This is a genomic window from Arthrobacter sp. D5-1, from assembly GCF_017357425.1.
Classification (GTDB): Bacteria; Actinomycetota; Actinomycetes; order Actinomycetales; family Micrococcaceae; genus Arthrobacter.
In genome coordinates, this window is sequence record NZ_CP014571.1 from 4,646,520 (window position 1) to 4,668,314 (window position 21,795).

The following is a 21,795-nucleotide window of genomic DNA, read 5'->3' on the forward strand; positions in this document are numbered from 1 at the left end:
TCAGGCCAGCCAGCCCGTCAGTCCACGAACTCGGATTGTGTCTCGATGAAGTCCCAATCCGCATCTGTCAGCACGCCGCTGACCTTGTCCGGATGGGGCCCGCCGGCCTCAGCAATATGCTGCAGCACGGGCAGCGGAAGTTCGTCGGCGCGCAGGTTCTCACGCAGCCATTCCTTGCTGTCGAGGTGCAGATCGAGCCACCACATGAAAATTTCCATCGCGGACCGCCTTCCGTCAGATGAGCCATGGGTTCTGATGCGCCGTGGGCCCGGATTAACCGTAGGCCGGGTCAGGAGCGTCTACAAGGGCCCGGCTCTTGTGGCGGGCCGGGCTTAGGGCCAATCTATTCCTAAGGGTGCTCCCGGCCCACTCGATAGTCGGCCGGACCGCCCGTCACACAAGGGATCCGCGATGGACTGTGACATCGAGCTGGAGATTGATGCCGGCTCTGCACGCGGCGAATATACGGTGCGCGTGGTCCGTGCACCGGCGGGAGGCCATGCCTCGGGCATGTTCACCCTGGACGTGGAGGGCATCCTTGGACGGCTCCCCCAGCTTGAAGCCACCGTTCTGGCGTCCGCCGTGGCCGCCCGCAGGACCATGCCCGTGGCTGAAATGGCCGTCCGTGAAGTGGGCCAGCAATTGTTCCAGGCCTTGTTCACCCGCGAGGTTTACGGCACCTACCGGGCGAGCCTCGGCGCGGCGCAGCATGCAGGCCAGCAGCTCAGGGTGGTCCTGAGGCTGTCCGCCCCTGAACTGGCAACCATGCCGTGGGAGACCCTGTTTGATCCCGAAACCGAAACCTACCTCTGCCAGACTGAGCCCCTCCTCCGCCATGTCCCCGCGCCTGACTACAACCTGAATCCCCTGGATGTGGCTCCTCCCCTGCGCATTCTGGGGATCGTCGCCTCGCCGCGGGACCTGCCCAGCTTGGACGTCACCGCCGAGAAGGACCATCTGAGCCGGGCCCTGGCCGGGCCGGTGTCCGAAGGCCGGGTGGAGCTGGTCTGGGCGAAAAGCGGAACCTGGGATGACGTGCAATCCATGCTGCTGGCCGGGCCTTGGCATGTGGTCCACTTTGTAGGCCACGGCGATTACGACTCCCGCACCGACGAAGGCAGGATCGCGCTGGTGGGACCTGACGGAAGGGCAGCCATGGTCCGCGCCGTCCGCCTCATGGCCCTGCTCAGCGTCGCTGCTCCCCGCCCACGGCTGGTGGTGCTGAACTCGTGTTCCTCCGGGGAAATGGGGCAGTCGGACCTCTTCTCCGGCACCGCGTCCGCTCTGGTCCGGAGTGGGATCGGCGCCGTGGCCGCCATGCAGTTCGCCATCAGCGATTCTGCCGCCATCGCTTTCGCCCACGGCTTCTACGCAGCAATCGCCAACGGTCGCACCGTGGACGAGGCAGCGCGGGTGGGCAGAATCTCTGTCATGGCCAGCCCGGACGGAACGCTCGAATGGGTCACCCCGGCCCTCTACGTCCGCGGCGGCACCACCCAGCTGTTCACACTCACAGGAACACCGCGCGCGCCGGCTTCGATTGAAAGTTCGACGGCGGCAAGGGCCTCGGGTGGTCAGGCTTCGGAACCAGCCCACGCATCTGCGCCGGCCTCACCGCCCGGAACCGGTCAGGGCCAATCCACGCCGGCCGAGGCGGCGCCGGTGCCGGCCACAGAACCGCAGGCCAACGCCGGGCAGGCCATGAAACGGGCGCAGTTGCGGGCCCTGTATGTCCAGGCGTCCGCTGAGTTGCGGGCCCGGCGCTTGGAACAGGCAGTGGAACTGTTCGAAGACCTCCTCACGCTGGAGCCTGGATACCGGGACGCGACGGCGCTCAGAGACAACGCCCGGCACCGGCTGGAGCTGGACCGCACCTACCGTGAAGCGCTCAAAGCAGAGGAAGCCGAAGACTGGCTGGCCGCGGCTGATGGCTTCGCCGCGGTGCAGGAGGACCCCGGGTTCCCTGACGCCGCCGCCCGACGCCAGGACTGCGAGCGCCGGCAACGGATATCGGACCTGCAAGGAGAGCTTCGATACCATTCCTCCCTGGGATCCTGGGAAGCAGTGCTGGACGTGTCGGCAGAGTTGGCCACCGTGGACCCCAATGCCGCAGATCCCGATCGGCTCGCAACCGCGGCCCGGGCAGAGATCGAAAAGGCCAAGCCGAAAGAGCCACCTCCCGCTGAAGCGGCTAAGGTGCCTCCGACGCCTGGCGATCAGAGGCCCCACGGTTCGTACACGGCGGCGGATCTACCGGAGCGGCCAGCACGGACGAAAGACCCGACCCGCGCCAACCCCGGCCCATACACCGCCCCCGGCCCCGGCTCCCAACCGCGTTCAGTACTGAACCCAGCCCCTTCCGTCACCAAAGCCGAGGCACCCGCTGGGGTCCCGCCGTCGACCGCTGGCCTCCGGGGGTCAGCACCCGGCGTCCCAGCACCCGTCTCCGTTGGCGGGTTTGCTCCACCCCTGCGGACGCCCCTGCTGTGGGGCGGCGTCGCACTGATCGTGGCGGGCGGACTCGGGGCGTGCTTCGCGGTCTACTTCCTGTGGTTGGACGACAACTATTGGTACGAGAGCGGCGGCGACGGCTCCTTCGCATCGTTTACGGCCTTGTGGCACCTCTTGGGTACCTGCTGTTGGCGGGCGCGGGCCTACCTGCCCGCACCACCATGGCCCGGGTGGTCATGACGGGGGTTGTTGTTTCGGGGGCTCTTTTTGGGCTCTCCGGGCTCACCGAAACGGTGGATCCAACTGCGGTGGTCGCCGGTTTTGTGCATGCGGGCTTCGGTTTGTGGGCGGGGATCCTTGCCCTGCGCTCCCGCACTTCCGAGCCGTACGGGTGGCTGCTGCTGTGGCCCACAGTGACGGTTCCGCTGGTCTGGGTCCAGGACAAGGGTGTCTTCCTTGAGTCCTGGTACCGGACGCACGCCTACTTTGTGCTGATTCAGCTGCTGGTTGTGTGCGCAGCCGGGATCGGTTTCGTGGTAGCGGCCCGCCGACTGCGGGCGTCGGAGAAGGGACAGGAACATGAGCAGGTTGGTTGAATTCACCACCGACGACGGCGGAACGGTTGTTGTGGAGGTCGCGAACGCAGCGGGGAGCCTGGTAACCCGGGGCGGTGATCACGCGGGGGACCATTCGGGGGTGTTCGCGCGGGCGCAGCAGACGTTCGAGCGGGCCCTGGCGCATGTGCGTCCAGCGGTGCAGGGGGTGATCGATGAGCTCCTGAGCCTGGAGAACCGGCCGGATGAGGTGAGCGTGGAGTTCGGCATTGACCTTCATGCCGAGGCGGGCGCTTTCATCGCGTCGGCAAGCACGGCGTCCAATTTCAAGGTGCGGCTTACGTGGAACAAGCCGGCGGAAACCTGACGCCGGCCCCTTCAACAGCCTGTTTTTTGGATCGCCCCGGCGCAACAATAAGGGTATGGTTGCGGAAAATTTCAGCGGACCGATTCCCTTGGTGGTGGGGGTTCTCCCGGACCAGCATGTGGAAGTACTCCAAACTGCCCGGACCTTGGCTGAGCGGCTCGGCGTCCCGCTGGTGTGCGCATATGTGGACGAGGCGAGTTACCTCGTCGAGTGGGACCCGTCCCGGGAGACACACCGGATGTCGCTCCACCCGGAGAAGGAAGATGCCGACGTCGAGGCCGTGCGCGGCGACCTCGGCAGGGTGATCGGGGAGGCGATGGACGGCGGCACGGCAGATTGGACCTTGCGCCTGCTGGCAGGTGACCCAGCGCGGGCATTGGGCAGGCTCGCCGCGGACATCAACGCGTCCATGATCATTGTGGGAACGCCCGAGCCCGGTTTGGGGCACAGGATTTCCGAGGCACTCAACGGCTCAGTGGCCGCGTGGCTGAGCCATCACCAACGCCGGCCGGTGCTGATTGTCCCCCAGAAAAAACGGCCGGAAGCTGCCCATAGAAACTAAAGCGAAAGTACTTATTCGAGGTGGTGGCGAAGGGGTTGCGCGCAACGTAGAGTGATTACTGCAGGTCAGCGAAAGCGCCTGCTCAAAGACCGCTCCGGAGTGCGTATCCCCCAATAACGCACTCCGGAGCTCTTTTGTTTAACCCTGGAACGCTCTCCCACCCCCGCGCCCTTCGGCCCCACGACGGCGGCGCCCAGGTGAGTGCCGCCGTCGGACCTTAGGGGCAGCCTTCACTGTGTGGCTGGCTTCATGCCCCGTACCTTCACCACTCACTTTGAATCTCCGGGCAGTGCAACACGCCGCATTCACCGGCGTCTCCAGCCGTCAGCGGATTCAAAGTCGGTGGTTGCGGGACGGCCTACTTGTGAAAGCGGAGCTTCCACGGCGTAAGCGCCGACTCCAACTGCTCGCGGAGATTCATCTTCGAGGCACCTTCCACGCGTTCTTCAAAGTGGATGGGAATTTCGGCGATTGCCAATCCTCGCCTTGCCGCCCGGTAGTTCATCTCAACCTGGAATGAGTAGCCGTCACTTCGAACCGCCTGGACATCAATCTCGTTCAGTGCAGAGGCGGTCCAAGCCTTGAAACCCGCCGTTGCATCTTTGACTTTCAAGCCCAGGACCACACTCACATAGAAATTCGCCCAAGCGGAGAGGACCTTGCGATGCCAAGGCCATTCAGCAGCCGTGGAACCCCCGGAGACATACCGTGAGCCGATAACCAGCGCCGCGCCGGAGGTTTGAATCCGATCAAGCATGGTGGGAATTGCCAGCACGGGATGGGACAGATCTGCGTCCATCTGGATGACGATCCCGGAGCCATCGGCCAGAGCACGGGTCATTCCTGCCACGTACGCTCTGCCCAACCCATCTTTTTCTTTCCGATGGAGGACTGACACTGTTCCGCTGGATTCCGCTGCCAGTCGATCAGCCACAGCCCCGGTTCCATCGGGAGAGTTGTCATCGACAACCAGAACGTTGAGATTGGCAATCCCAAGTGCAACTAGCTGGGAAACAAGAACGGGCAAGTTTTCCCGCTCATTGTAGGTAGGCACTACAACAGCGATTTTCGGATTCTTGACACTCAAAACGTGGGTCCCCAATTCGGTTTTCGGATCTAGCCTGAGCATGGTGCATGCGCCAGGCCCAGCCAGTCTATTCAGTGGATCTTCATGACCTCCGCACGCCCTGCCTGCCCCGTGCCTTCGCCACCCACTTTGAATCTGAAACCACCCCGACACGCCACAGACGACGGCGTGTCGGACAGAGCCCACGCTCAAAGAAGGTCAGGAGGACACACGCCGCCCCACCACGGATGCCGGAACGGCCGGGATGCGCTGCCGTTTGGCGTAGACCCTTGCCCGTTGGCTGGACAACGCCAGCAGGACCAGGATGTCCGAGGCAAGTCCGGAGAGACCCGCTTCGAGAGTGAGATTCGCGGTCCCGGTGGAGTAGTCGACGGCCTGCACCAGGATCGAGATGGAGCTCAGGGCCATTGCGATTACCCGGGCGCCGTTGCTGCCAAGGAAAATCCGCCATGCCAGGAACACCTCACCGAGCCCGAAGAGCAGGACGATGACCGCCATGGTGACAATCGCCGTCGTCGTGGTTTCCGGGTCCAGGGCGACGTCTTCGAGTCCGATGTCGCTACCGGAGCCCAGCAGTGTCATCGCCAAGGTAAAAGCGGCAATCGCCCGGATACCAACCAGGACAGCGCCGGTCACGATAGGTGCCGGGCGCCGGTCACGGCTGTCGGTCCGGCTGGGCGGCTGGTCGGCGGGGACCTGGACACGGCTGGCGTCGATGATGGGAAGGTCGCCGTCGGTGGAGATGGAGTCACCGCCGCCGTTGCGGGTGTGATATCCGGTGGAGAAGTCCTCGATCACCTGCACCGTGACGGCAGGCTCGGCAGCGCAAACGGTGGAAACGATGTGGTCCCGCTCCACGTCCGTGTTCTGCTCGATTTTGTGCGTGATCTGCAGGGTGAAGAGCGAGAAGCCGACGCTGCGGTCGTACGTGCCTGCCGCGAGCCAATCCACTTTGTGCCCACCGGGGAGGAGCCACCCCTCAGGGCAACGCCAGAAGCGGACGTGGTGGCGTTTTCCTGGGGTGTTGTTGACCTCTTGTTGGTAAGCGAAATCCTGTTGCCGGTCGAAGAGATACAAGGGGCTGACCGGCGCTTCGGTGTAGCTCTGCCGGAAAATGGTGGAGCTTATGATGCGGCGGCTGCTGGCGAAAGTGACGTCGTCGGCCATGGTCCATCCTGCGGACCTCATGATCGCATGGACCTGGGGTTCGGCTCCCAGTAACGCAACATTGACGGGATCGCCCAGCAGCCCATCGCTGGTGCGTGCGCGGCCTATGAAATAGCCCGGAACGTAAATGGTGGTCAGGATCCGGTGCAGCCGCGGCAAAAGCAGGTAGGCAAGGAAGGCCCAGAAGACAACGGAGAACCACAGCTGGCCCCACCCCAGGTGGAAGCTTTCCCCCACCAGCAGGAAGGCCAGCCACACCGCGGCAACTCCACCCAGGACGAAGAACCCGTGATCGAGCCGGCTGTCCGTGACGCCGTTGTTCGGCACTTTATCCATGAAACTCCCCCTGTGGCCCCTTAAGCTTCGGGCCTCGGGTGGGCAGTTGTACAGGTTTATGTCAGCAGTTTCGGGACGTCGAGTTGTCCGTTGCCGATGAGCCACTGCACAGATTCCAGCACTGCCTGCTCGGGTTCGTAGCGCGGCGTATACCCGATCAGCGAGGTTGCCTTGTGGATACTCACGCAGTGATTGCGGGAGAGGTGGGCCCAGCTGATATCGGCAGATTCCTTGGTGGTGGTCCGCCGGAACTCCTCCCAGCCCACGGTTTCCATGCGGGGCACCTGCCCAAACCAGGAAGCAGCGACGCTCACGTAACCGCGCACCGTCAGTGCGCTCGGAGCAACAATATTGAAGTCCTCCCCGGCCGCAGCGTCCCGATTCAGGATGGCTTTCTCGAAGGCCTGCGCGACGTCGTCGGCATGCACATGGTGCATCAGTTCATTACCGATTCCGGGAATCCGGAGTGGCTGCCCTGAGGCAATCGTCTGCCACACTCCAGGATCGAGGTTGCCCAAGGGCCCGATCGGCTGCCATCCAGGACCCACGATGTGCCCAGGATGAACCGATGTTGTGGCCAACCCTCCGGAAGCAGTCTCCTCCTTGAGCATGCGCGCGATGTCACGCTTCTGGATCCCGTACTCATCCACCGGCTCTTCGGCGAAGTCCGCTCCTTCGGCAAGGGGCAACTTCAGGCTGACGCCGTATCGCCAGATGGAGCCACAGTGCAGCAGATGGCCTGTTTCGCCGCGCAAGCGATCCACCAGCGCAGTGGCCGACCCAACGGTGAAGCACATGAGGTCAACCACGACGTCGGCGCCCAGTTGAGCTATACGGTCACCAAAGATACCCTCGCGGTCCTCGAGCTCACGGTCCGCGGTGACCTGGCGGACCTGCTCCCACTCGGGGAAATCGGCATAGGGCAGGCGGCTTCCGCGGCTGATGTTGACGACCTCGTGTCCGGCGCGCACAAGCCTGGGGACAAGGAAGGACCCAATATGGCCGCTGCCACCGATAAGTACGATTTTCATGGGTTCTCCGATCTCCACGAGTCACGGTACTGGCTTGTGGGAGTGATCGGTAGGTCCGCACGAGTTCCGGGGACCGCGGGCGGCTTCCACGTCTCCGGTCAAATCTCCTAAGCGTCGAAGTGGGTCCGGACCTTCGGGTCCTTGGTCAGGGAGGAGACTACCGAGGAGGCAAGGTCCCGGAGTTTGACGTTGCGTGTGCTGGAAGCGACCTGCAGGATCTTCATTGCCGCTTCCTGGCTGCAACGGTTTTGGGCCATGATGGCGCCGGTTGCCAGGTCAATGGTGGTCCGGGATTCCAAGGTGGCGAGGAGATGCTTCTTTGTTTCGGCCAACTGGCTGAGACGAACCGCCACGCGAAGTGCCTTGGACGCGTGATACGTGTACGCCTGGACCACATCAATGTCCACCTCGGTGAATCCGCGGGCCTTTGTGGAGTACAGATTCAGGCCGGCTTCGGCCTCCCCCTCAAGGGCCAGGGGAACGGACAGGCTGGATCCCACCCCCACCTGGACCGCGGCCGACGAGAAGGAGGGCCAGCGGTCATCGTTTGCCAAGTCAGGCACATGCACGACGACCTGTTCCCTGATCGCCGAAAGGCAAGGCCCAGCACCTATCGTGTATTGCGTTTGGTCGAGGCGCATTGCCCGTTCTTCACTACTTGCTACTGTCACGGGCTTCTTCCGACGCATGAGTGTGATGCTGCAGAAGGCGAGCGCAGGGTCGGTCAAAGTGACCGCTGAGAAATCGGCAAGTTCATCCAGCATTTCCTTCACATCCTGTGTCTTCAGGACAAGATCTTGCATGCGGTCAACGACGTAACTCGCGGGCAGAAGGGTTTGTTGCGCCACGATTGGCCTCGTTCCTGGATATTGGGGCGGTGTAAGAGTTTTGCTCAAGGAGTCCACAGGCCGGGCAGCTTCCCGGGGGCAGTCACTGCTGCGGCTTTCTCTGGTGCGGTAAGCGCCAGATGCCGCTGCCATGGGTGGGGATTCGTCGTAGAACTGGTGTTGCCCGGAACGTGCCATGCGCGGCTCTTTCCGCTCAAGTGACCTTGGTTCCGCCGTAGGGCAACGGCGGCTGGGCCTCCAGACCTTGCACAGGGGATCTGGAGGGGGCCGGAAGGGAGCTCTCGCGAATCCGGCAGGAAACATCATGGCCGGTTCCCCTGGGCTCTGGGGCCTCATACTGAACCGTCTACATCATCTGACTACATTGTAGACAGTACACGTAGACTACTGAATAGACAATGCATATTCACTACAATGTAGACTGTTTCTGTAGTGGCTGATAGCCGCTGCTTCCCTCCTCAAGGAGGTCTCGTCTCAAAGCATCCAACAGGAGGAAAACCATGGCTCCGGCAACGAAACCCCTGGCCGAGGCGGTACCGGGCAGGAAGCAGGCGCTCAGCCGGGAGTTGGTTTTATCCACCGCACTGGCCTTGGTGGACGCTGAAGGACTCGACGCTCTCACCATGCGACGGCTCGGGCAGGAACTCGGCAGGGACCCCATGGGCCTGTACCGCTACGCCAAGAGCCGGACGGAACTGCTGGACGGAGTCACCGAACTGGTCTTGAACGAACGGACCATCTTTCCGGACGACCCGGACTGGCAGGGCCAACTCCGCCGGATCGCCCACGACCTGCGCCTGATAGCACTCCGACACCCCAATGTCGTCCCCCTCCTGGTCACGCGCCCCCTATCCACCCCCATGGGACTTCGCCCGGTCGGCACCCTGCGCCCCCTCGAACAGATCCTGGACTTACTCATTGAGGCCGGGTTCGCCCCCTCGGACGCCCTGCACGTCTATCGCGCCTACTACGGTTTCCTCTACGGCCACATCCTGAACGAGCTGCAGGAATTCATCGTCGACCCTGACGAGGACGAAGCTCTCCTGCGCCTCGGCCTCCACCGCCTGCCCGCCAAGGAATTCCCGCGCCTCCGCGCGATCGCCCCGCTCCTGGCCGACTATGACGGTGAAGACGAGCTCGATGAAGGCATCACCATCCTCCTTGCCGGCCTCTCCGCACGCCTCACGGAACCCACCCACCAAACCCAGGCGTGAGCCCTGTCCGGGAACCGGAACTCTATACGTCCGCGCCAGGGCGGCGCGTCAAACCGTCACCTCATCACGAGACTTACTTGTTCCAGGGTTAGACAAACGGCAGGCTCCCCCGACTAGCATGAATAGTCCGGGCAAGCCCGGGTACGTGACCTCTTGAACGACCCCCCTCGGACGGTCGGCGTTGACGCGGCGACCACGTAAGGAGACAACTGTGCGGGAGCCTGCAGTCAACACGAGCGTGTCAGAAATCAGCGAAACTCCAGAAGAAAATCCGGAGGAGACGCCACAGGAAACGCCCGATGAAATCGCAAGCGAACCGGCGGAAATCACCTTTGACGAGCAGTTCTACCCGGCCCGGCCCAAGGCGCTCCGGCCAATCGCCCGAAGGCGCCAGTTCTTTGCCGCCCGGCCTTCCTTGGAATTCGACGGCCTGAACTCAACCTATGTGGACTGGCTCAGGAACCAATCCATGCTGGGTGATGCCAACACCATGGCCCGCCAGTTGTCCGGGCAGGCCAGCATGTGGCAGAACTCGTACGCCAGGCCCAACCCGCGCGCAGCCGTTGAGCGTTCACCTGTCTGGTTCACCGCCTACCCGCTGTCCTTCATCACCAAGGATGGCCAGTCCTTCCTTTCGGCGCTGGGTGATCCCGAGCTCTGGGATGCGTTCAGCAAGATTGGCATCCGTGGGTTGCACACTGGCCCTGTGAAGCTGGCTGGCGGCATCCGTGGCTGGTCGCAGACACCCAGCGTGGACGGCCATTTTGACCGCATTTCCATGGCGATCGATCCGGCGTTCGGGACGGAAGAGGAGTTCCGTCAGATGTGCGAGGTCGCCAACGAGCACGGCGGCACCATCATTGACGACATCGTCCCCGGGCACACAGGCAAGGGCGCGGACTTCCGGCTGGCTGAGATGAACTTCCGGGACTACCCCGGCATCTATCACATGGTGGACATCCCCGAGGAGGACTGGCACCTTTTGCCGGACGTTCCCGAGGGCGAGGACTCGGTGAACATCAGCCCGGCCGCTGAGGAAGCCCTGCAAAAGGCGGGCTACATCATTGGGCGGCTGCAGCGGGTCATTTTCTACGAACCCGGTGTCAAGGAAACCAATTGGAGCGCCACCAAGCCCATTATCGACACCACGGGCAAGACCCGACGCTGGGTGTACCTCCACTACTTCAAGTCCGGCCAGCCGTCCATCAACTGGCTGGACCCAACGTTCGCCGGCATGCGCCTGGTGGTAGGTGACGCACTGCATTCACTGTTGGACCTCGGCACCGGTGCGTTGCGGCTTGATGCCAACGGCTTCCTGGGCGTCGAAAAGAGCGCGGAAGAGGAGCCGGGATGGTCGGAGGGCCACCCGTTGTCCGAGGCGGCAAACCAGCTGATCGGCTCCATGATCCGCAAGGTGGGCGGGTTCTCCTTCCAGGAACTCAACCTCACTATCGACGACATCAAGGCCCAGTCAGAATCGGGTCCCGACCTCTCATACGACTTCATTACCCGGCCCGCATACCACTACGCATTCGTCACAGGCGATACCGAATTCCTGCGCCTGACCCTGCGCCTCTCCATGGAGATCGGGGTGGACCAGGCTTCTTTGGTCCACGCCCTCCAGAACCACGACGAACTGACCTATGAGTTGCTGCACTTTGCCGCCGGGCACAGGGACGACGTTTTCGAGCTTGGCGGTGAAGAACTGACCGGAGCCGAAGTTGCGGAGAAGGTGCAGGAGACCCTGCGGGAACGTCTCACGGGCGAGAATGGGCCCTACAACGCACTGTTCACCACCAACGGCATCGCTTGCACCACGGTCAGCTTCATCATGGCCGCGCTGGGTATCAAGGACCAGGACGCCATCACCCCTGAGCAGGAAGCCCAGGTACTGGACGCCCACGTGCTGTTGTCCATGTACAACGCGCTGCAGCCGGGCGTCTTCGCACTCTCGGGCTGGGACCTCACCGGCATCACGGCCCTGGACCGCGAAACCGTCAAGGAACTCACGTCGCAGGGTGACACACGCTGGATCAACCGTGGAGCCCACGACCTCATGGGCACCAGCCCGGACGCGAAGACCTCGCTGGCCGGCATGGCCCGTGCCCGCAGCCTCTACGGTTCCCTGCCCGAGCAGCTCAAGGATTCACGCTCCTACGCTCGCCGCCTCCAGCAGATCCTCACAGTGCGGGAGGAGTCGGGCATTGCCACCAGCACCTTGCTGGACGTGCCGGACGTTTCCAACCGGGGACTGCTGGTGATGGTCAACCAGCTGGCCGACGGAGCACTGCAGGTAACGGTCCTGAACTTCTCGGACCAGGACATTGCAGGCAGCATCCAGTCCTCACACCTCGTGCCCGGAGCTACCGTGCATGACTTGTTCAGCGGCGAGGACGTCGGCCAGGTGGACGACCTCCACAGCTTCTATCTCGAGCTGCCGGCCTTCCAGGGCACGGCCCTGCTGTTGAAGGACCCGGTTGTTGAGGAAGAGACCGCCGAATAGGAAGGCACGACGTCGGCGCTCACGGTGAGTGCCGACGTCGCGGTGGTTCAGGCGCCCGGGATGCCATGAGGGTAGGGACGCACATCCTCGACGAAGATGAGCGGCCGGCCATCGGCGCAGGCCCCCACGTCTTTGGAGTTCACCTCCAGGCCCCCATAGGAAATGACATCGCCGATGCTGAAGAATGCTCCATCGGGCATCAGCAAACCGGCGTCGGTGACCTTGGTTCCCGTGGGAAACAGGAGGCCGTTGCCGATACACCCGTTCTGGTCTGCCTCAAGTTTCTCCGTTCGGAGGACGTCCGGGCGCATGTAGATGCCACCGGCTATGAGGTTATCGATCCCGGTGGTGGAAGCGGCCAGCTTTCCTGCCCCGCCTGTGACGATCTCCGGTTCCACTGTGGGCGTCGGGGAGCCGGTAATCTCGGGCAGCGGCGAAACACCCGGCGGGTTGGACGCACTGTTGTGCGGCTCGGCGGCAGGCTGCGTCCCAACGGGCACATCCTCCAGGAGGGTATTCGTGGGCAGGGATGCGGTCACAACGACCCCCATCATCACCGCAGCGGCCGCTGCCGCCAGCCCATACCGTGCCAGCACGGGAAGAGGCCGCCTGACGGGCCGTTGATGGGAATCTCCGATGGACCCACCCACGGCAAGCTGCTCGGCGTCGGTAGCCATCACCGCCAAACTCATTTCCCGGCTGCGGGCCAGTTCATCTTCCGTCACCGCAAGGGCGGGATCGGCCGCGGTCAGGCGATCCAGGGTGGACATCTCGTTGTTACGCATTTCTGGGATCCTCCGTGATGTGGTCTGTACGAAGCAGGGTGCCGAGTTCCTTCCGTGCCCGGTGCAGACGCATCCTGACGGCCGTAGCGGTGACATCGAGCAGGTTTGAGACCTCGGCGGAACTGAATCCGTCCCAGTACGTCAGGAGAAGGACCTCGCGTTCCTCGGGCTTGAGACGGTCCAGCGCTTCCCTCACCAGTCCGTCGTCGGATCCCAACTCAGCCGTCCGCTGCCGCTCCAACTGCTGCGTGAGGTTCTGCGAGCGGACGGTCGAACGGTAATGATTCCGGAGGACGTTGCGGGCAATGCCAAACACCACAAGCACAGAGAGTTCCTGGTCCTGTCGGGACTTTTCCCACGCAATCCGGAACACGTCTGCGGTGAGGTCCTCGGCCGTGGACGCACCCTCCGTTCGGCGCCGGAAATAGCGGTATACCTTGTCATGGCACGCGGCGTGGGCCGCCAGAAAATGCTTCTGCCTGGCCAACTCCACGCGATCCCCCTGCTCCGTTTGCAAGCTCATACCCCGTTAATGTCCGGCAATCGGAAAAGTGTAACGAGCCCTGGGAAAAGACACGGAAAGCACGACGTCGGCACTCACGGTGAGTGCCGACGTCGCGGTTTGGCGTTGATCGCCTGCAGCGTTAGTCGCCTACGGCGTCGCGGCCACGGCGGAGGATCAGAGGATCGGCGTCGTAAACCACCGAGGTGTCCTTGTCCTCATAGTCGAATTGGTTCAGGAAGTAGCGCATGGCGTTGATGCGGGCGCGCTTCTTGTCATTGGACTTGATGGTGATCCACGGCGCATGGTCGGAGTCCGTGTGCAGGAACGTCTGTTCCTTCGCGTCGGTGTACTCCTCCCAGCGGTCCAGGGATGCAAGGTCCATGGGCGAGAGCTTCCAGCGGCGGACGGGGTCGATCTGGCGGATGGCGAAGCGGGTCCGTTGCTCCTGCCGGGTGACGGAGAACCAGAACTTGGTCACGTGGATCCCGGCGTCCACCAGCATCTTTTCGAAGACCGGCGCCTGCCCCATGAAGGTGTCGTATTCGTCGTCTGTGCAGAAGCCCATGACTTTCTCCACGTTGGCCCGGTTGTACCAAGAGCGGTCGAACATGACGATCTCGCCGGCTGTCGGAAGGTGCTGGATGTAGCGCTGGAAATACCACTGGCCCTGCTCCCGGTCCGAGGGTTTGGCCAGCGCAACTGTCCTGGCGGACCGGGGATCCAAGTGCTCCGTGAAGCGCTTGATGGTGCCGCCCTTGCCGGCGGCGTCCCTGCCTTCGAAGACAATCACGTGCTTGAGTCCGCGGTCCTGGCCCCAGTACTGGAATTTCAACAACTCAATCTGGAGTCGGTACTTCTCCACCTCGTACTCATCGCGGGTCATCCGCTCTTGGTACGGATAGTCCTCGTTCCACGTTTCAACAGCGGATCCACCGGGATCGATCAGGTCGGGGTCCTCCCCTTGCCCGCCGCTGATGGTGTAGCCCAACTCCACCAGGTGATCGATGGTCTCCCGAAGGTTGTCCCTGACCCACCAATCGTCCAGTGATGTGGATAGTGAGTTTGCCTCCGTCATGCGGTCCTCCTGGTCAGCCGTGTGGTGCGCGGCAGCCTAGCAACGGATGGTGACGGGAATATGAACAGGGTTTCGGCCATCAGCCGTGATTGCGGCGGTCCTCTGTTGTGGTGAACAGCAGCCAGGCCAACCAGACGCCCACAAGGATTGCGGCGCCAGGCAGCAGGTCCAGTGGTTCGATATCCCGCCCTTCAGGGAGGAAGCCGAAGCCGATCCATACAGCGGCAACCACCACCACCAAGCTGATGGCGTGGGACACCAGTTCCAGGGACCTGCGGCGAACCAGCTTGATCACCAGCTCTCCTGCCATGATCAGAGCGATGGCAGACCCCATTCCCAGCGGATAGGCGCTGAACCCCGGAACCAAATCCTGCGATGCAGTCCACGCCATGAAGATCAGCAGACCCGCTAAGAGTGCGAGCGAGGTGATGAGGGACGCCGTGATGGTCATCCCCGCCATGCGCCGGTCCTTGTCGTGGCGCTTCCCCGGAATGTAGTCCCACGCGCCGCGCGTGAGCTTCACACTGATCCACCCGGCAATCACCACCAGGACCAGTGGGTCCAGCACGGGCGTGACGTAGTTGTTGCTGACGGCCCAGAAGACGGCCAGAAGCGCTGTGTAGACCTGGGGCGTTGCGAAGACTCCCAACCACCAGCCCAGCAGGAATTCCTTTCGGGCTCCGGGAAGGTCAAGGGGATGGACAAGAAAGTGGGTTTTCGGGTCCGGTAGCTGGACCTTCTCTTCGATGGGATTCACGATGTCCTCCAAGGGACCTGCTCAATGTAGGGCGGACGAAGACCTGCCCGTGCAATGTCGTATACCTTCTGGCGCGCCACTCCGAGCTCTGCGGCCACCGTCACGGCGCTGTACTCGTCCAGGAGTTCAGCGACAGCCACTGACCTGATTCCGGATGCCCTGGAATTGAGATGTGCGGCAAAGACACTGACCTCCGCGGACAGCAGGGCCACGGCCAACGGTCCGCCAAACGGTTCTGCCCAGCCCTGCCCGCCCGCTGCGGCTGCCGCGTAGAGGGCATCCCCGCCATCGGTCAGGACGGCGTGGAGCTGTTCCGGGGTGATCCCGCGGTCCACAAACCTCTTGGCTGCGGTGTCGCGGGAACCGTCGTCGGCCCGACGATGGGTGAGCACGTGCTGCCACTGCGGATCAAGGGTTTGGGAAGCTGCATTGTCACCCCCGGGTTGACTTGTCATGAGTCCATAGTCCTCACACGGCAGTGAGGTGTCAACCCCCGGGTGACACCTCACTCACCTGCGGGGGCGGCAAGCTCAATCCAGTAGCGGCGGAAGGCCTTGCCCTCGCCGTCCAGGCGCACATCTTCCAGCACGCCGCCGCTTCGCTCAATGGTCCTCGCAGAAGCCGCATTGTTGTCATCACAGGTCAGGAGTACCCGCTCAGGCCCTCCCCCTGCAGCCAGGCTGGAGCACATCTCCCGCAGGGCCCAGGTTGCCACACCGCGGCCGCGATCCGAAGGGCGGACGCCGTATCCAATATGGCCGCCGGAGTTCAGGAGGGAAGGCGTGAGGTAGTGGCGGAAGGCAATCGAGCCCACGTATCGCGAATCCTCTGTTATCCAGCGAAAGGTGCAGGGGACGATGCCGTTCACTTCCTGGGCATGCTCAGCGTCCGCCAACTTTCGGACCCACGCGGCAAAGCCTTCGGCTGTGCTGACGTCATCGCCGGCGAACAGCCCGGCGCCGTCCTGGTGGGCGCCGTCCCATTCGCGGTGCGACTCGATGAATGACTCGTAGAGGGACACGTCAGGAGCGGTAAGAGTAAACATGGTGACGACTCTAGGCCCCGCTGATCCGAACTTCTTGTCAAGCCAATTTACGGCCCTGGACCGCTGCGTGCGTCTTCTTCAGCGCAGAGACGGACGCATCGTAGGAATGCTGGGCCACTCCAACAAAGAGGCAGTCAACCACCATCATCTGGGCGATGCGGCTACCCATGGCCCCGGACCTGAAGGGCGTCTCCCGCGCGGCGGTATTCAGCACAATGTCGGCGGTCCGCCCCAGCGCCGAATCGGCATGATTGGTGACCGCGATGGTGGTTGCTCCTGCCGCCTTCGCCGCCAACAGGAAGTCGACCGTATCCACGGTTGTGCCCGAGTGGGAGACGGCGACAGCAACGCCGTCGCCGTCCAGAAGGGCCGCAGATGCCAGCGCCGCATGGGGGTCCGCCCAGCTGAAGGACGTCAGGCCAATCCTGTGCAGCTTCTGCTGCAGGTCCTCGCCCACCAAGCCACCCGCCCCAACGCCGAAGATATCGGTCTTCCGCGAGGTGGAGATGACCTCCACCGCCTGGGCGAGTTTGTCGACGTCGAGCACTTGGGCCGTGTCCGCTATGGACATGGTCTCGTTGAAGGCAATTTTGGAGACGATGTCGCGCAGCGAATCGGACGTGTTGATGTCCTCATAGACTCCCGCCGGCACATTGTTGGCAAGGCTCTCGCGCGCGGTCTCCCGGGCCAGGTCCAGACGCAGATCCGAGTACCCGGTGTAGCCCACCTTCTTGTAGAAACGGACAACCGACGTGGTGGACGTCCCGCCCTGCTCGGCAAGATCCCCGATGGACATCATGGCCGCACGGGAAGGATCCGCCAGGACGAGCTCGGCAATGGCGCGCTCTGAGGGGCGCAACGTCGGCAGTGCCGAACGTATCCGCACTAAGACGGTCCGTGACAACTGCCCGCTCAGTGCCTCTTCCATGGTGTTTCCTTCCAGCCGACCCAGCCAATCCACGGTAGCGGCAGGCCCATGTAAGTAATTTACCCAAGGGCGGCGTCGGAGGTAAACGATTGACGCAGATCATCCCAGCGAATACGGTCGATGTAAGCGACATCACAAAAGTTGTCATGCCCTGCTCATCCGGAAAGGCTCCCCATGACACTCAACCGCCGAAAACTCATCCACGCGTCGGGACTGGCGGCAGCGGCCGCCGTCGTGTCGCCCTTTGCCCCGAGCGCCAGTGCAGCCACCGGACTGGCCACCCGCCCCGGAAAGCCTGGAACAGTTACCACCGGCGCCGACGTTGCCGCCGCCGACAACTGGGGCATTTTCGCCGACCGCCGGGTGGGAGTCATCACCAACCCCACCGGAGTCCTGGCGAACTTCCACTCGATCGTTGACGACATGGCGGAAAAGGGCGTCGACGTGAGGGCAGTCTTCGGTCCCGAACACGGCTTCCGGGGCACGGCCCAAGACGGCGCCAGTGAAGGGACCTCCGTGGATCCCCGCACCGGCATCACGGTCTACGACTCCTACGGCGCCGATGTGGACCACTACGTGGGCTTTTACGAAAAGTCCGGCGTCGACACCATCTGCTTCGACATCCAAGACGTGGGGGCGCGGTTCTACACCTACATCTGGACCATGTGGGGTGCCATGCAGGCCGCCTCCCGGACGGGTGCCAGGTTTGTCGTCCTGGACCGTCCCAACCCGATCGGCGGGCAGGCAAGGGGGCCGGTCCTGCAGCGCGGATTCGAGTCCGGAGTGGGAAAACTGGGCATCGCACTCCAGCACGGCATGACCGTGGGTGAGCTCGCCAAGTACTTCAACGCGGTGCATTTGCCGGCCGTGGGCCTCGCTCCCCTTCAAGACCTCCACGTGGTTGAAGTACAGGGGTGGCGCCGCGAGATGACCGGCCCGGAGAACCGGGCATCGTGGATCCTGCCGAGCCCCAATATGCCCACCCCGGAGACCGCCCTCTTGTACCCGGGCACGGCACTTTTCGAGGCCACCAATATGTCCGAAGGCCGCGGAACCACCAGGCCGTTCGAACTGATCGGCGCCCCCTACGTGGATTACCGCTGGGCCGAGGCGCTCAACGGCAAGGGCCTCGCCGGCGTCACCTTCCGCGAGGCCTACTTCCAGCCCACGCTCTCCAAGAACCAGGGGGTCATCTGCGGCGGAGTCCAGGTGCACATCACCGATCCTGCCCGCGTTGAGGCCCTGGAAGTCGGCACCCACATGCTGGTGGAAGCCAAACGGTTGTACCCGGGCTTCGCGTGGCGCGGCGACGCCGGACGCTGGATGGGGCTGTTGAGCGGGTCCGCCCGCTTTGCCGAACAGCTCGACGCCGGTGCTGACGCCCGCACCATCACGGACAGCTGGCGGGCGGAACTGGGTCAGTTCGTCCGGGATACCCGCCAATACCTCCTCTACAACGGGCCACGCTAGGCCAGCCGGAAATACTGTGACGATTGGGATGGGAATTCACATGCTCAGAAAAGGAACTACCTTGATGACGGCCGCCGCCACGGCGCTGCTCATGACGGGCGCGGGGGTGGTGACGGGCGCCGGCGCTGCAGTGGCGGACGTCCCCACCACGGCACGCACGACGACGGTCACCGCCTCACCGGACATCGAGGCAATGATCTCCGGCATGTCGCTGGACGAAAAGATCGGCCAAATGACCTGGACCCACGTTTACGGATCCTCGGCCGATGACACGTCCATGGCGGCAAGCAACCAAGCACGTTACGGCGTCAATACTCCGGCGGAAGTCGTAGCCAAGTACAACCTTGGCGGCGTCCTCTACTTCGCGTGGTCCGGGAACACCAACAACCCCCGGCAGGTTGCCGGGCTGTCCAACGGCCTGCAGGAAGCCGCGGTGGGCCAGGACGGAACCGGCATTCCGCTGGCGGTCACCATCGACCAGGAAGGCGGCCTGGTTGCCCGCATCGGACCGCCGGCCACCGTCCTCCCGGGAAATATGGCGTTGGGAGCTACGGCAGACGCGGAACTTGCGAGGGCGCAGGGCGAAATCCTGGGCTCTGAGATGCGTGCCATGGGCATCAACGTGGACTTCGCGCCGGTGCTGGACCTCAACTCCAACCCGGACAACCCCGTGATCGGCATCCGCTCCATGGGCGAAGATCCCGCGTTGGTCAGCGCGCTCGGTGTGGCGCAAATCGACGGCATCCAGGAACACAACGTCGGCGCGGCAGCCAAACACTTCCCCGGCCACGGCGATACCTCGGTGGATTCCCACTACGGGCTCCCCACCGTCACCTACGACCGGGAGACCCTGAACCAGCACCTGAAACCCTTCAAAGCCGCCATTGACGGTGGCGTGGACATGGTCATGACAGCGCACATCATTGTGGAGGCCATCGACGCAGAGATGCCCGGCACCCTGTCCCACAAGGTCCTCACAGGATTGCTTCGGGATGAGCTGGGCTTCAAGGGCCTGGTCACCACCGACGCCTTGGATATGGCCGCGATGGCCGCAGAATGGCCCCAGGAAGAAATAGCCGTCAAGGCCATCCAGGCCGGCTCTGACATCCTGCTTAACTCCCCCGATGTGGACGCCTCGTTCGCAGGTGTCCGTGCCGCCGTCGAGTCCGGAGAGCTCGCCGAGAGCCGCCTTGATGAGTCCGTCCGGCGCATCCTTGAGTGGAAGGTCAAGCGGGGAGTCTTCGAACAACCGATGGCAGATCCCAACGCTGTGGACACCCTTGTTGGAAGCGCAGAGAACCTGGCCACGGCCAAGCTGATCTCGGACCGGGCAGTGACCCTGCTCCGCAACGAGGACAAGGTCTTGCCCCTCGCATCCGGCAGCTCGGTACTCATGGTGGGGGCCGGTTCAGCCTGGCCGGAGCTCGCGGGACCGATGCTCAAGGAGCAGGGATTTACGGTCACTGAAGACTACGAGGATGGGGCATCCCCCTCCGCGGCGTACCGCGCGCGTGCGGTAGCCGCAGCCGGCACCGTGGATGCCGTGGTCTTCGCTTCGTACAACGCAACCGGCAATGCTGCGCAGCAGCAGATGGTGGCGGAGCTGGCAGCCACTGGGACCCCCGTCATCGTTGTGGCCACACGCAACCCCTACGACATCAGCGTCTTCCCCGGCGCCGACGCCGTGCTCAACAGTTACGGGGTCAAAGACGTCAATTTCCACGGTGCCGTCCGTGCCATTTCAGGGGCTGTAAACCCCGGCGGCAAGCTTCCGGTCAACATACCGGAAGCAGACGGCGACGGCGTCCTGTTGCCTTTGGGCTTCGGCCTCCACTACGACACCGCGACGCCGGCAACGGTCACCTTCACGGACAAGCCGGGCCGCGGGCAGGACTCGTACACCGTCCCGGCGGTGGACGGCGTGGTCTACCTGGTTGACGGCAAGGAAATCGCGGCCGGGACGTACAAGAAGCCTGAGGGCACCGTGACAGTCACTGCAGTCCGCGGCAAGGGGTACGTCTTTACCGAAGGTGCCGTCACCGAATGGAGCCACACGTTCACCACGGGGGTCCCCAAGCCGTAGGGCCAGGTTAAAGGGCTCACACCACCGACGAGTTCATCAGTGCGACCGTGATGAGCAGGGCAACCCCGAACATCGGCAGGCAAAGGACCATGTTGGTCAGGCGGTTGTCCCTCATCACGGCCACGAACTCGCGAAGGAAAGCGCTGGGCACAAAGTACCTGGCGGTCGGAGCACCCACTACCTCCGCGTTGATCTTCTGGCGTCGGGACAGGAGGGCAGCGCGGAGTACGTGGTAGTTGTTGGTGCACACCAGCAAGGGCCCTTGGATTCCCTTTTCAGCCAAAAGGGCTACGGAATAGGCAAGGTTCTCGCGGGTGGTGGTGGCCTGGTTTTCTTCCAGCACGTCGCCGGAGGCAGCGCCCTTTGCCACCAGATACTCCTTCATTGCCGTGGACTCGGGCCGGGGTTCATCCGGGCCTTGACCCCCGGAAGGCACCAGGACCGGCCTTGCCGGTGCGCCGCCGTCGTAAATTTCCAAAGCCTTGTTCAGGCGCGCGGCGAGCAACGGCGGGACTTTGCCGTCGATCAAACCGGAACCCAGGACAATGACGGCCGCCGGATTCGCGCTGAACCGCATCCTTGAATACACCAAGGCATACCCGAGAAACACCACAAAGGCGCAGCCCAGGTAAGCGCAGAGGAAGAAGGCCAACGCAGCGAGGCCTGCCAGGACGGGCTGCCCGCTCAGGACGAAGAGGAACGCGACCACCGGGGCGAGGAACACCGCCAGCCCCACCGCAATAGGCAGAAAGCTGCTGATGCCGGGGCCTTCCCTGCGGACCATGGTGATCCCGTTGGCGATCAGGAAGCCGGCGAACACGAAGATGCTCACCACCGGAACCACCACTACCACCAGGTTCAGCCATTCGAACCACGGGTTCAGGTCGATCAGCAAGTCCAGGATGGCCTGCAACAGGAGCCATACCGCCACCAGGAGCAGCACCCCGTTGCGGAGCCTGCGCCGATCGGACTGGTAGGAGGCAAGGAAGAGCCCCGCGAAGAGAAGTCCAAGGACCAGGTTCAGCAT

Annotated in this window: 21 protein-coding genes; 8 read left to right on the forward strand and 13 right to left on the reverse strand. The window is 63.3% G+C overall.

The window, feature by feature from the left end; genetic code table 11:
• Nucleotides 1–17 precede the first annotated feature (17 nt).
• The gene (locus tag AYX22_RS21520; RefSeq protein WP_207595485.1) at nt 18–218 is read right to left on the reverse strand and encodes a hypothetical protein; all 201 of its coding nucleotides are present in this window, start codon (nt 216–218) and stop codon (nt 18–20) included.
• A 193-nt stretch (nt 219–411) separates the two neighbouring features.
• Between AYX22_RS21520 and AYX22_RS21525 the strand changes: the two genes are divergently transcribed.
• From AYX22_RS21525 to AYX22_RS21540, 4 genes are read left to right on the forward strand one after another with little or no spacing between them, the layout of a single operon-like run.
• Entirely contained in the window at nt 412–2,691 is a 2,280-nt protein-coding gene (locus tag AYX22_RS21525) for a CHAT domain-containing protein (RefSeq protein ID WP_207595486.1), read from the forward strand.
• Complete coding sequence (locus AYX22_RS21530; protein WP_207595487.1) at nt 2,688–3,047, forward strand: hypothetical protein; 360 nt, start codon at nt 2,688–2,690, stop codon at nt 3,045–3,047. Before AYX22_RS21525 ends, AYX22_RS21530 begins: the two co-directional genes overlap by 4 nt.
• Nucleotides 3,031–3,372, forward strand: coding sequence for a CU044_2847 family protein (locus AYX22_RS21535; RefSeq protein WP_207595488.1), 342 nt, complete (start codon nt 3,031–3,033; stop codon nt 3,370–3,372). The genes AYX22_RS21530 and AYX22_RS21535 overlap by 17 nt, the downstream gene beginning before the upstream one ends.
• A 55-nt stretch (nt 3,373–3,427) precedes the next feature.
• Nucleotides 3,428–3,934 carry a universal stress protein gene (locus tag AYX22_RS21540; protein WP_207595489.1) on the forward strand — a complete coding sequence of 169 codons (507 nt, stop codon included), beginning with the start codon at nt 3,428–3,430 and terminating at the stop codon, nt 3,932–3,934.
• A gap of 358 nt (nt 3,935–4,292) precedes the next feature.
• On the opposite strand, the gene AYX22_RS21545 is transcribed toward AYX22_RS21540, so the two are convergent.
• The 4 genes from AYX22_RS21545 to AYX22_RS21560 form a co-directional block, all read right to left on the reverse strand.
• Complete coding sequence (locus tag AYX22_RS21545) at nt 4,293–5,063, reverse strand: polyprenol monophosphomannose synthase (RefSeq protein ID WP_242703654.1); 771 nt, start codon at nt 5,061–5,063, stop codon at nt 4,293–4,295.
• Between the two features lie 156 nt (nt 5,064–5,219).
• Complete coding sequence (locus AYX22_RS21550; RefSeq protein ID WP_207595490.1) at nt 5,220–6,524, reverse strand: LssY C-terminal domain-containing protein; 1,305 nt, start codon at nt 6,522–6,524, stop codon at nt 5,220–5,222.
• A gap of 56 nt (nt 6,525–6,580) precedes the next feature.
• Nucleotides 6,581–7,555 carry an NAD-dependent epimerase/dehydratase family protein gene (locus AYX22_RS21555; RefSeq protein ID WP_207595491.1) on the reverse strand — a complete coding sequence of 325 codons (975 nt, stop codon included), beginning with the start codon at nt 7,553–7,555 and terminating at the stop codon, nt 6,581–6,583.
• 107 nt (nt 7,556–7,662) lie between these two features.
• Nucleotides 7,663–8,403 carry a GAF and ANTAR domain-containing protein gene (locus tag AYX22_RS21560; protein ID WP_242703446.1) on the reverse strand — a complete coding sequence of 247 codons (741 nt, stop codon included), beginning with the start codon at nt 8,401–8,403 and terminating at the stop codon, nt 7,663–7,665.
• Nucleotides 8,404–8,903: 500 nt separating this feature from the next.
• Here AYX22_RS21560 and AYX22_RS21565 point away from each other — a divergent pair, with 500 nt between their 5' ends.
• Both AYX22_RS21565 and treS read left to right on the forward strand, forming a co-directional pair.
• Nucleotides 8,904–9,617, forward strand: a complete 714-nt coding sequence (locus AYX22_RS21565) for a TetR/AcrR family transcriptional regulator C-terminal domain-containing protein (protein WP_207595492.1) — start codon at nt 8,904–8,906, stop codon at nt 9,615–9,617.
• Between the two features lie 211 nt (nt 9,618–9,828).
• Entirely contained in the window at nt 9,829–12,120 is a 2,292-nt protein-coding gene (gene treS / locus AYX22_RS21570; RefSeq protein WP_207595493.1) for a maltose alpha-D-glucosyltransferase, read from the forward strand.
• A 47-nt stretch (nt 12,121–12,167) separates the two neighbouring features.
• On the opposite strand, the gene AYX22_RS21575 is transcribed toward treS, so the two are convergent.
• From AYX22_RS21575 to AYX22_RS21605, 7 genes are all read right to left on the reverse strand, one after another.
• Entirely contained in the window at nt 12,168–12,905 is a 738-nt protein-coding gene (locus AYX22_RS21575) for a hypothetical protein (RefSeq protein WP_207595494.1), read from the reverse strand.
• The gene (locus tag AYX22_RS21580; RefSeq protein ID WP_207595495.1) at nt 12,898–13,428 is read right to left on the reverse strand and encodes an RNA polymerase sigma factor; all 531 of its coding nucleotides are present in this window, start codon (nt 13,426–13,428) and stop codon (nt 12,898–12,900) included. The genes AYX22_RS21575 and AYX22_RS21580 overlap by 8 nt, the downstream gene beginning before the upstream one ends.
• A gap of 121 nt (nt 13,429–13,549) precedes the next feature.
• Nucleotides 13,550–14,485 (reverse strand): polyphosphate kinase 2, encoded by a 936-nt coding sequence (ppk2, locus tag AYX22_RS21585; RefSeq protein WP_207595496.1) that lies wholly within the window; start codon nt 14,483–14,485, stop codon nt 13,550–13,552.
• 79 nt (nt 14,486–14,564) lie between these two features.
• Nucleotides 14,565–15,242 (reverse strand): hypothetical protein, encoded by a 678-nt coding sequence (locus tag AYX22_RS21590; protein WP_207595497.1) that lies wholly within the window; start codon nt 15,240–15,242, stop codon nt 14,565–14,567.
• On the reverse strand, nt 15,239–15,697 hold the full coding sequence (locus AYX22_RS21595; protein ID WP_207595498.1) for a hypothetical protein: 459 nt from the start codon (nt 15,695–15,697) through the stop codon (nt 15,239–15,241). The genes AYX22_RS21590 and AYX22_RS21595 overlap by 4 nt, the downstream gene beginning before the upstream one ends.
• Before the next feature lie 50 nt (nt 15,698–15,747).
• A complete protein-coding gene (locus tag AYX22_RS21600) occupies nt 15,748–16,287 on the reverse strand; it encodes a GNAT family N-acetyltransferase (protein WP_207595499.1) in 540 nt (179 codons plus the stop codon).
• 37 nt (nt 16,288–16,324) lie between these two features.
• Entirely contained in the window at nt 16,325–17,215 is an 891-nt protein-coding gene (locus AYX22_RS21605) for a MurR/RpiR family transcriptional regulator (protein WP_207595500.1), read from the reverse strand.
• 174 nt (nt 17,216–17,389) lie between these two features.
• Here AYX22_RS21605 and AYX22_RS21610 point away from each other — a divergent pair, with 174 nt between their 5' ends.
• Nucleotides 17,390–18,685, forward strand: coding sequence for a DUF1343 domain-containing protein (locus AYX22_RS21610; RefSeq protein ID WP_207595501.1), 1,296 nt, complete (start codon nt 17,390–17,392; stop codon nt 18,683–18,685).
• 64 nt (nt 18,686–18,749) lie between these two features.
• On the forward strand, nt 18,750–20,768 hold the full coding sequence (locus AYX22_RS21615) for a glycoside hydrolase family 3 protein (protein WP_242703447.1): 2,019 nt from the start codon (nt 18,750–18,752) through the stop codon (nt 20,766–20,768).
• Between the two features lie 16 nt (nt 20,769–20,784).
• Here AYX22_RS21615 and AYX22_RS21620 read toward each other — a convergent pair whose 3' ends face one another.
• Nucleotides 20,785–21,795 carry a YdcF family protein gene (locus AYX22_RS21620; RefSeq protein ID WP_207595503.1) on the reverse strand — a complete coding sequence of 337 codons (1,011 nt, stop codon included), beginning with the start codon at nt 21,793–21,795 and terminating at the stop codon, nt 20,785–20,787.

Coding starts and splice junctions, on each gene's coding strand:
- AYX22_RS21520 (WP_207595485.1), bottom strand. CDS start 218: ATGGAAATTTTCATGTGGTGGCTCGATCTGCACCTCGACAGCAAGGAA.
- AYX22_RS21525 (WP_207595486.1), top strand. CDS start 412: ATGGACTGTGACATCGAGCTGGAGATTGATGCCGGCTCTGCACGCGGC.
- AYX22_RS21530 (WP_207595487.1), top strand. CDS start 2,688: ATGACGGGGGTTGTTGTTTCGGGGGCTCTTTTTGGGCTCTCCGGGCTC.
- AYX22_RS21535 (WP_207595488.1), top strand. CDS start 3,031: ATGAGCAGGTTGGTTGAATTCACCACCGACGACGGCGGAACGGTTGTT.
- AYX22_RS21540 (WP_207595489.1), top strand. CDS start 3,428: ATGGTTGCGGAAAATTTCAGCGGACCGATTCCCTTGGTGGTGGGGGTT.
- AYX22_RS21545 (WP_242703654.1), bottom strand. CDS start 5,063: ATGCTCAGGCTAGATCCGAAAACCGAATTGGGGACCCACGTTTTGAGT.
- AYX22_RS21550 (WP_207595490.1), bottom strand. CDS start 6,524: ATGGATAAAGTGCCGAACAACGGCGTCACGGACAGCCGGCTCGATCAC.
- AYX22_RS21555 (WP_207595491.1), bottom strand. CDS start 7,555: ATGAAAATCGTACTTATCGGTGGCAGCGGCCATATTGGGTCCTTCCTT.
- AYX22_RS21565 (WP_207595492.1), top strand. CDS start 8,904: ATGGCTCCGGCAACGAAACCCCTGGCCGAGGCGGTACCGGGCAGGAAG.
- AYX22_RS21575 (WP_207595494.1), bottom strand. CDS start 12,905: ATGCGTAACAACGAGATGTCCACCCTGGATCGCCTGACCGCGGCCGAT.
- AYX22_RS21580 (WP_207595495.1), bottom strand. CDS start 13,428: ATGAGCTTGCAAACGGAGCAGGGGGATCGCGTGGAGTTGGCCAGGCAG.
- ppk2 (WP_207595496.1), bottom strand. CDS start 14,485: ATGACGGAGGCAAACTCACTATCCACATCACTGGACGATTGGTGGGTC.
- AYX22_RS21595 (WP_207595498.1), bottom strand. CDS start 15,697: ATGACAAGTCAACCCGGGGGTGACAATGCAGCTTCCCAAACCCTTGAT.
- AYX22_RS21600 (WP_207595499.1), bottom strand. CDS start 16,287: ATGTTTACTCTTACCGCTCCTGACGTGTCCCTCTACGAGTCATTCATC.
- AYX22_RS21605 (WP_207595500.1), bottom strand. CDS start 17,215: ATGGAAGAGGCACTGAGCGGGCAGTTGTCACGGACCGTCTTAGTGCGG.
- AYX22_RS21610 (WP_207595501.1), top strand. CDS start 17,390: ATGACACTCAACCGCCGAAAACTCATCCACGCGTCGGGACTGGCGGCA.
- AYX22_RS21615 (WP_242703447.1), top strand. CDS start 18,750: ATGACGGCCGCCGCCACGGCGCTGCTCATGACGGGCGCGGGGGTGGTG.
- AYX22_RS21620 (WP_207595503.1), bottom strand. CDS start 21,795: ATGCTGAACCTGGTCCTTGGACTTCTCTTCGCGGGGCTCTTCCTTGCC.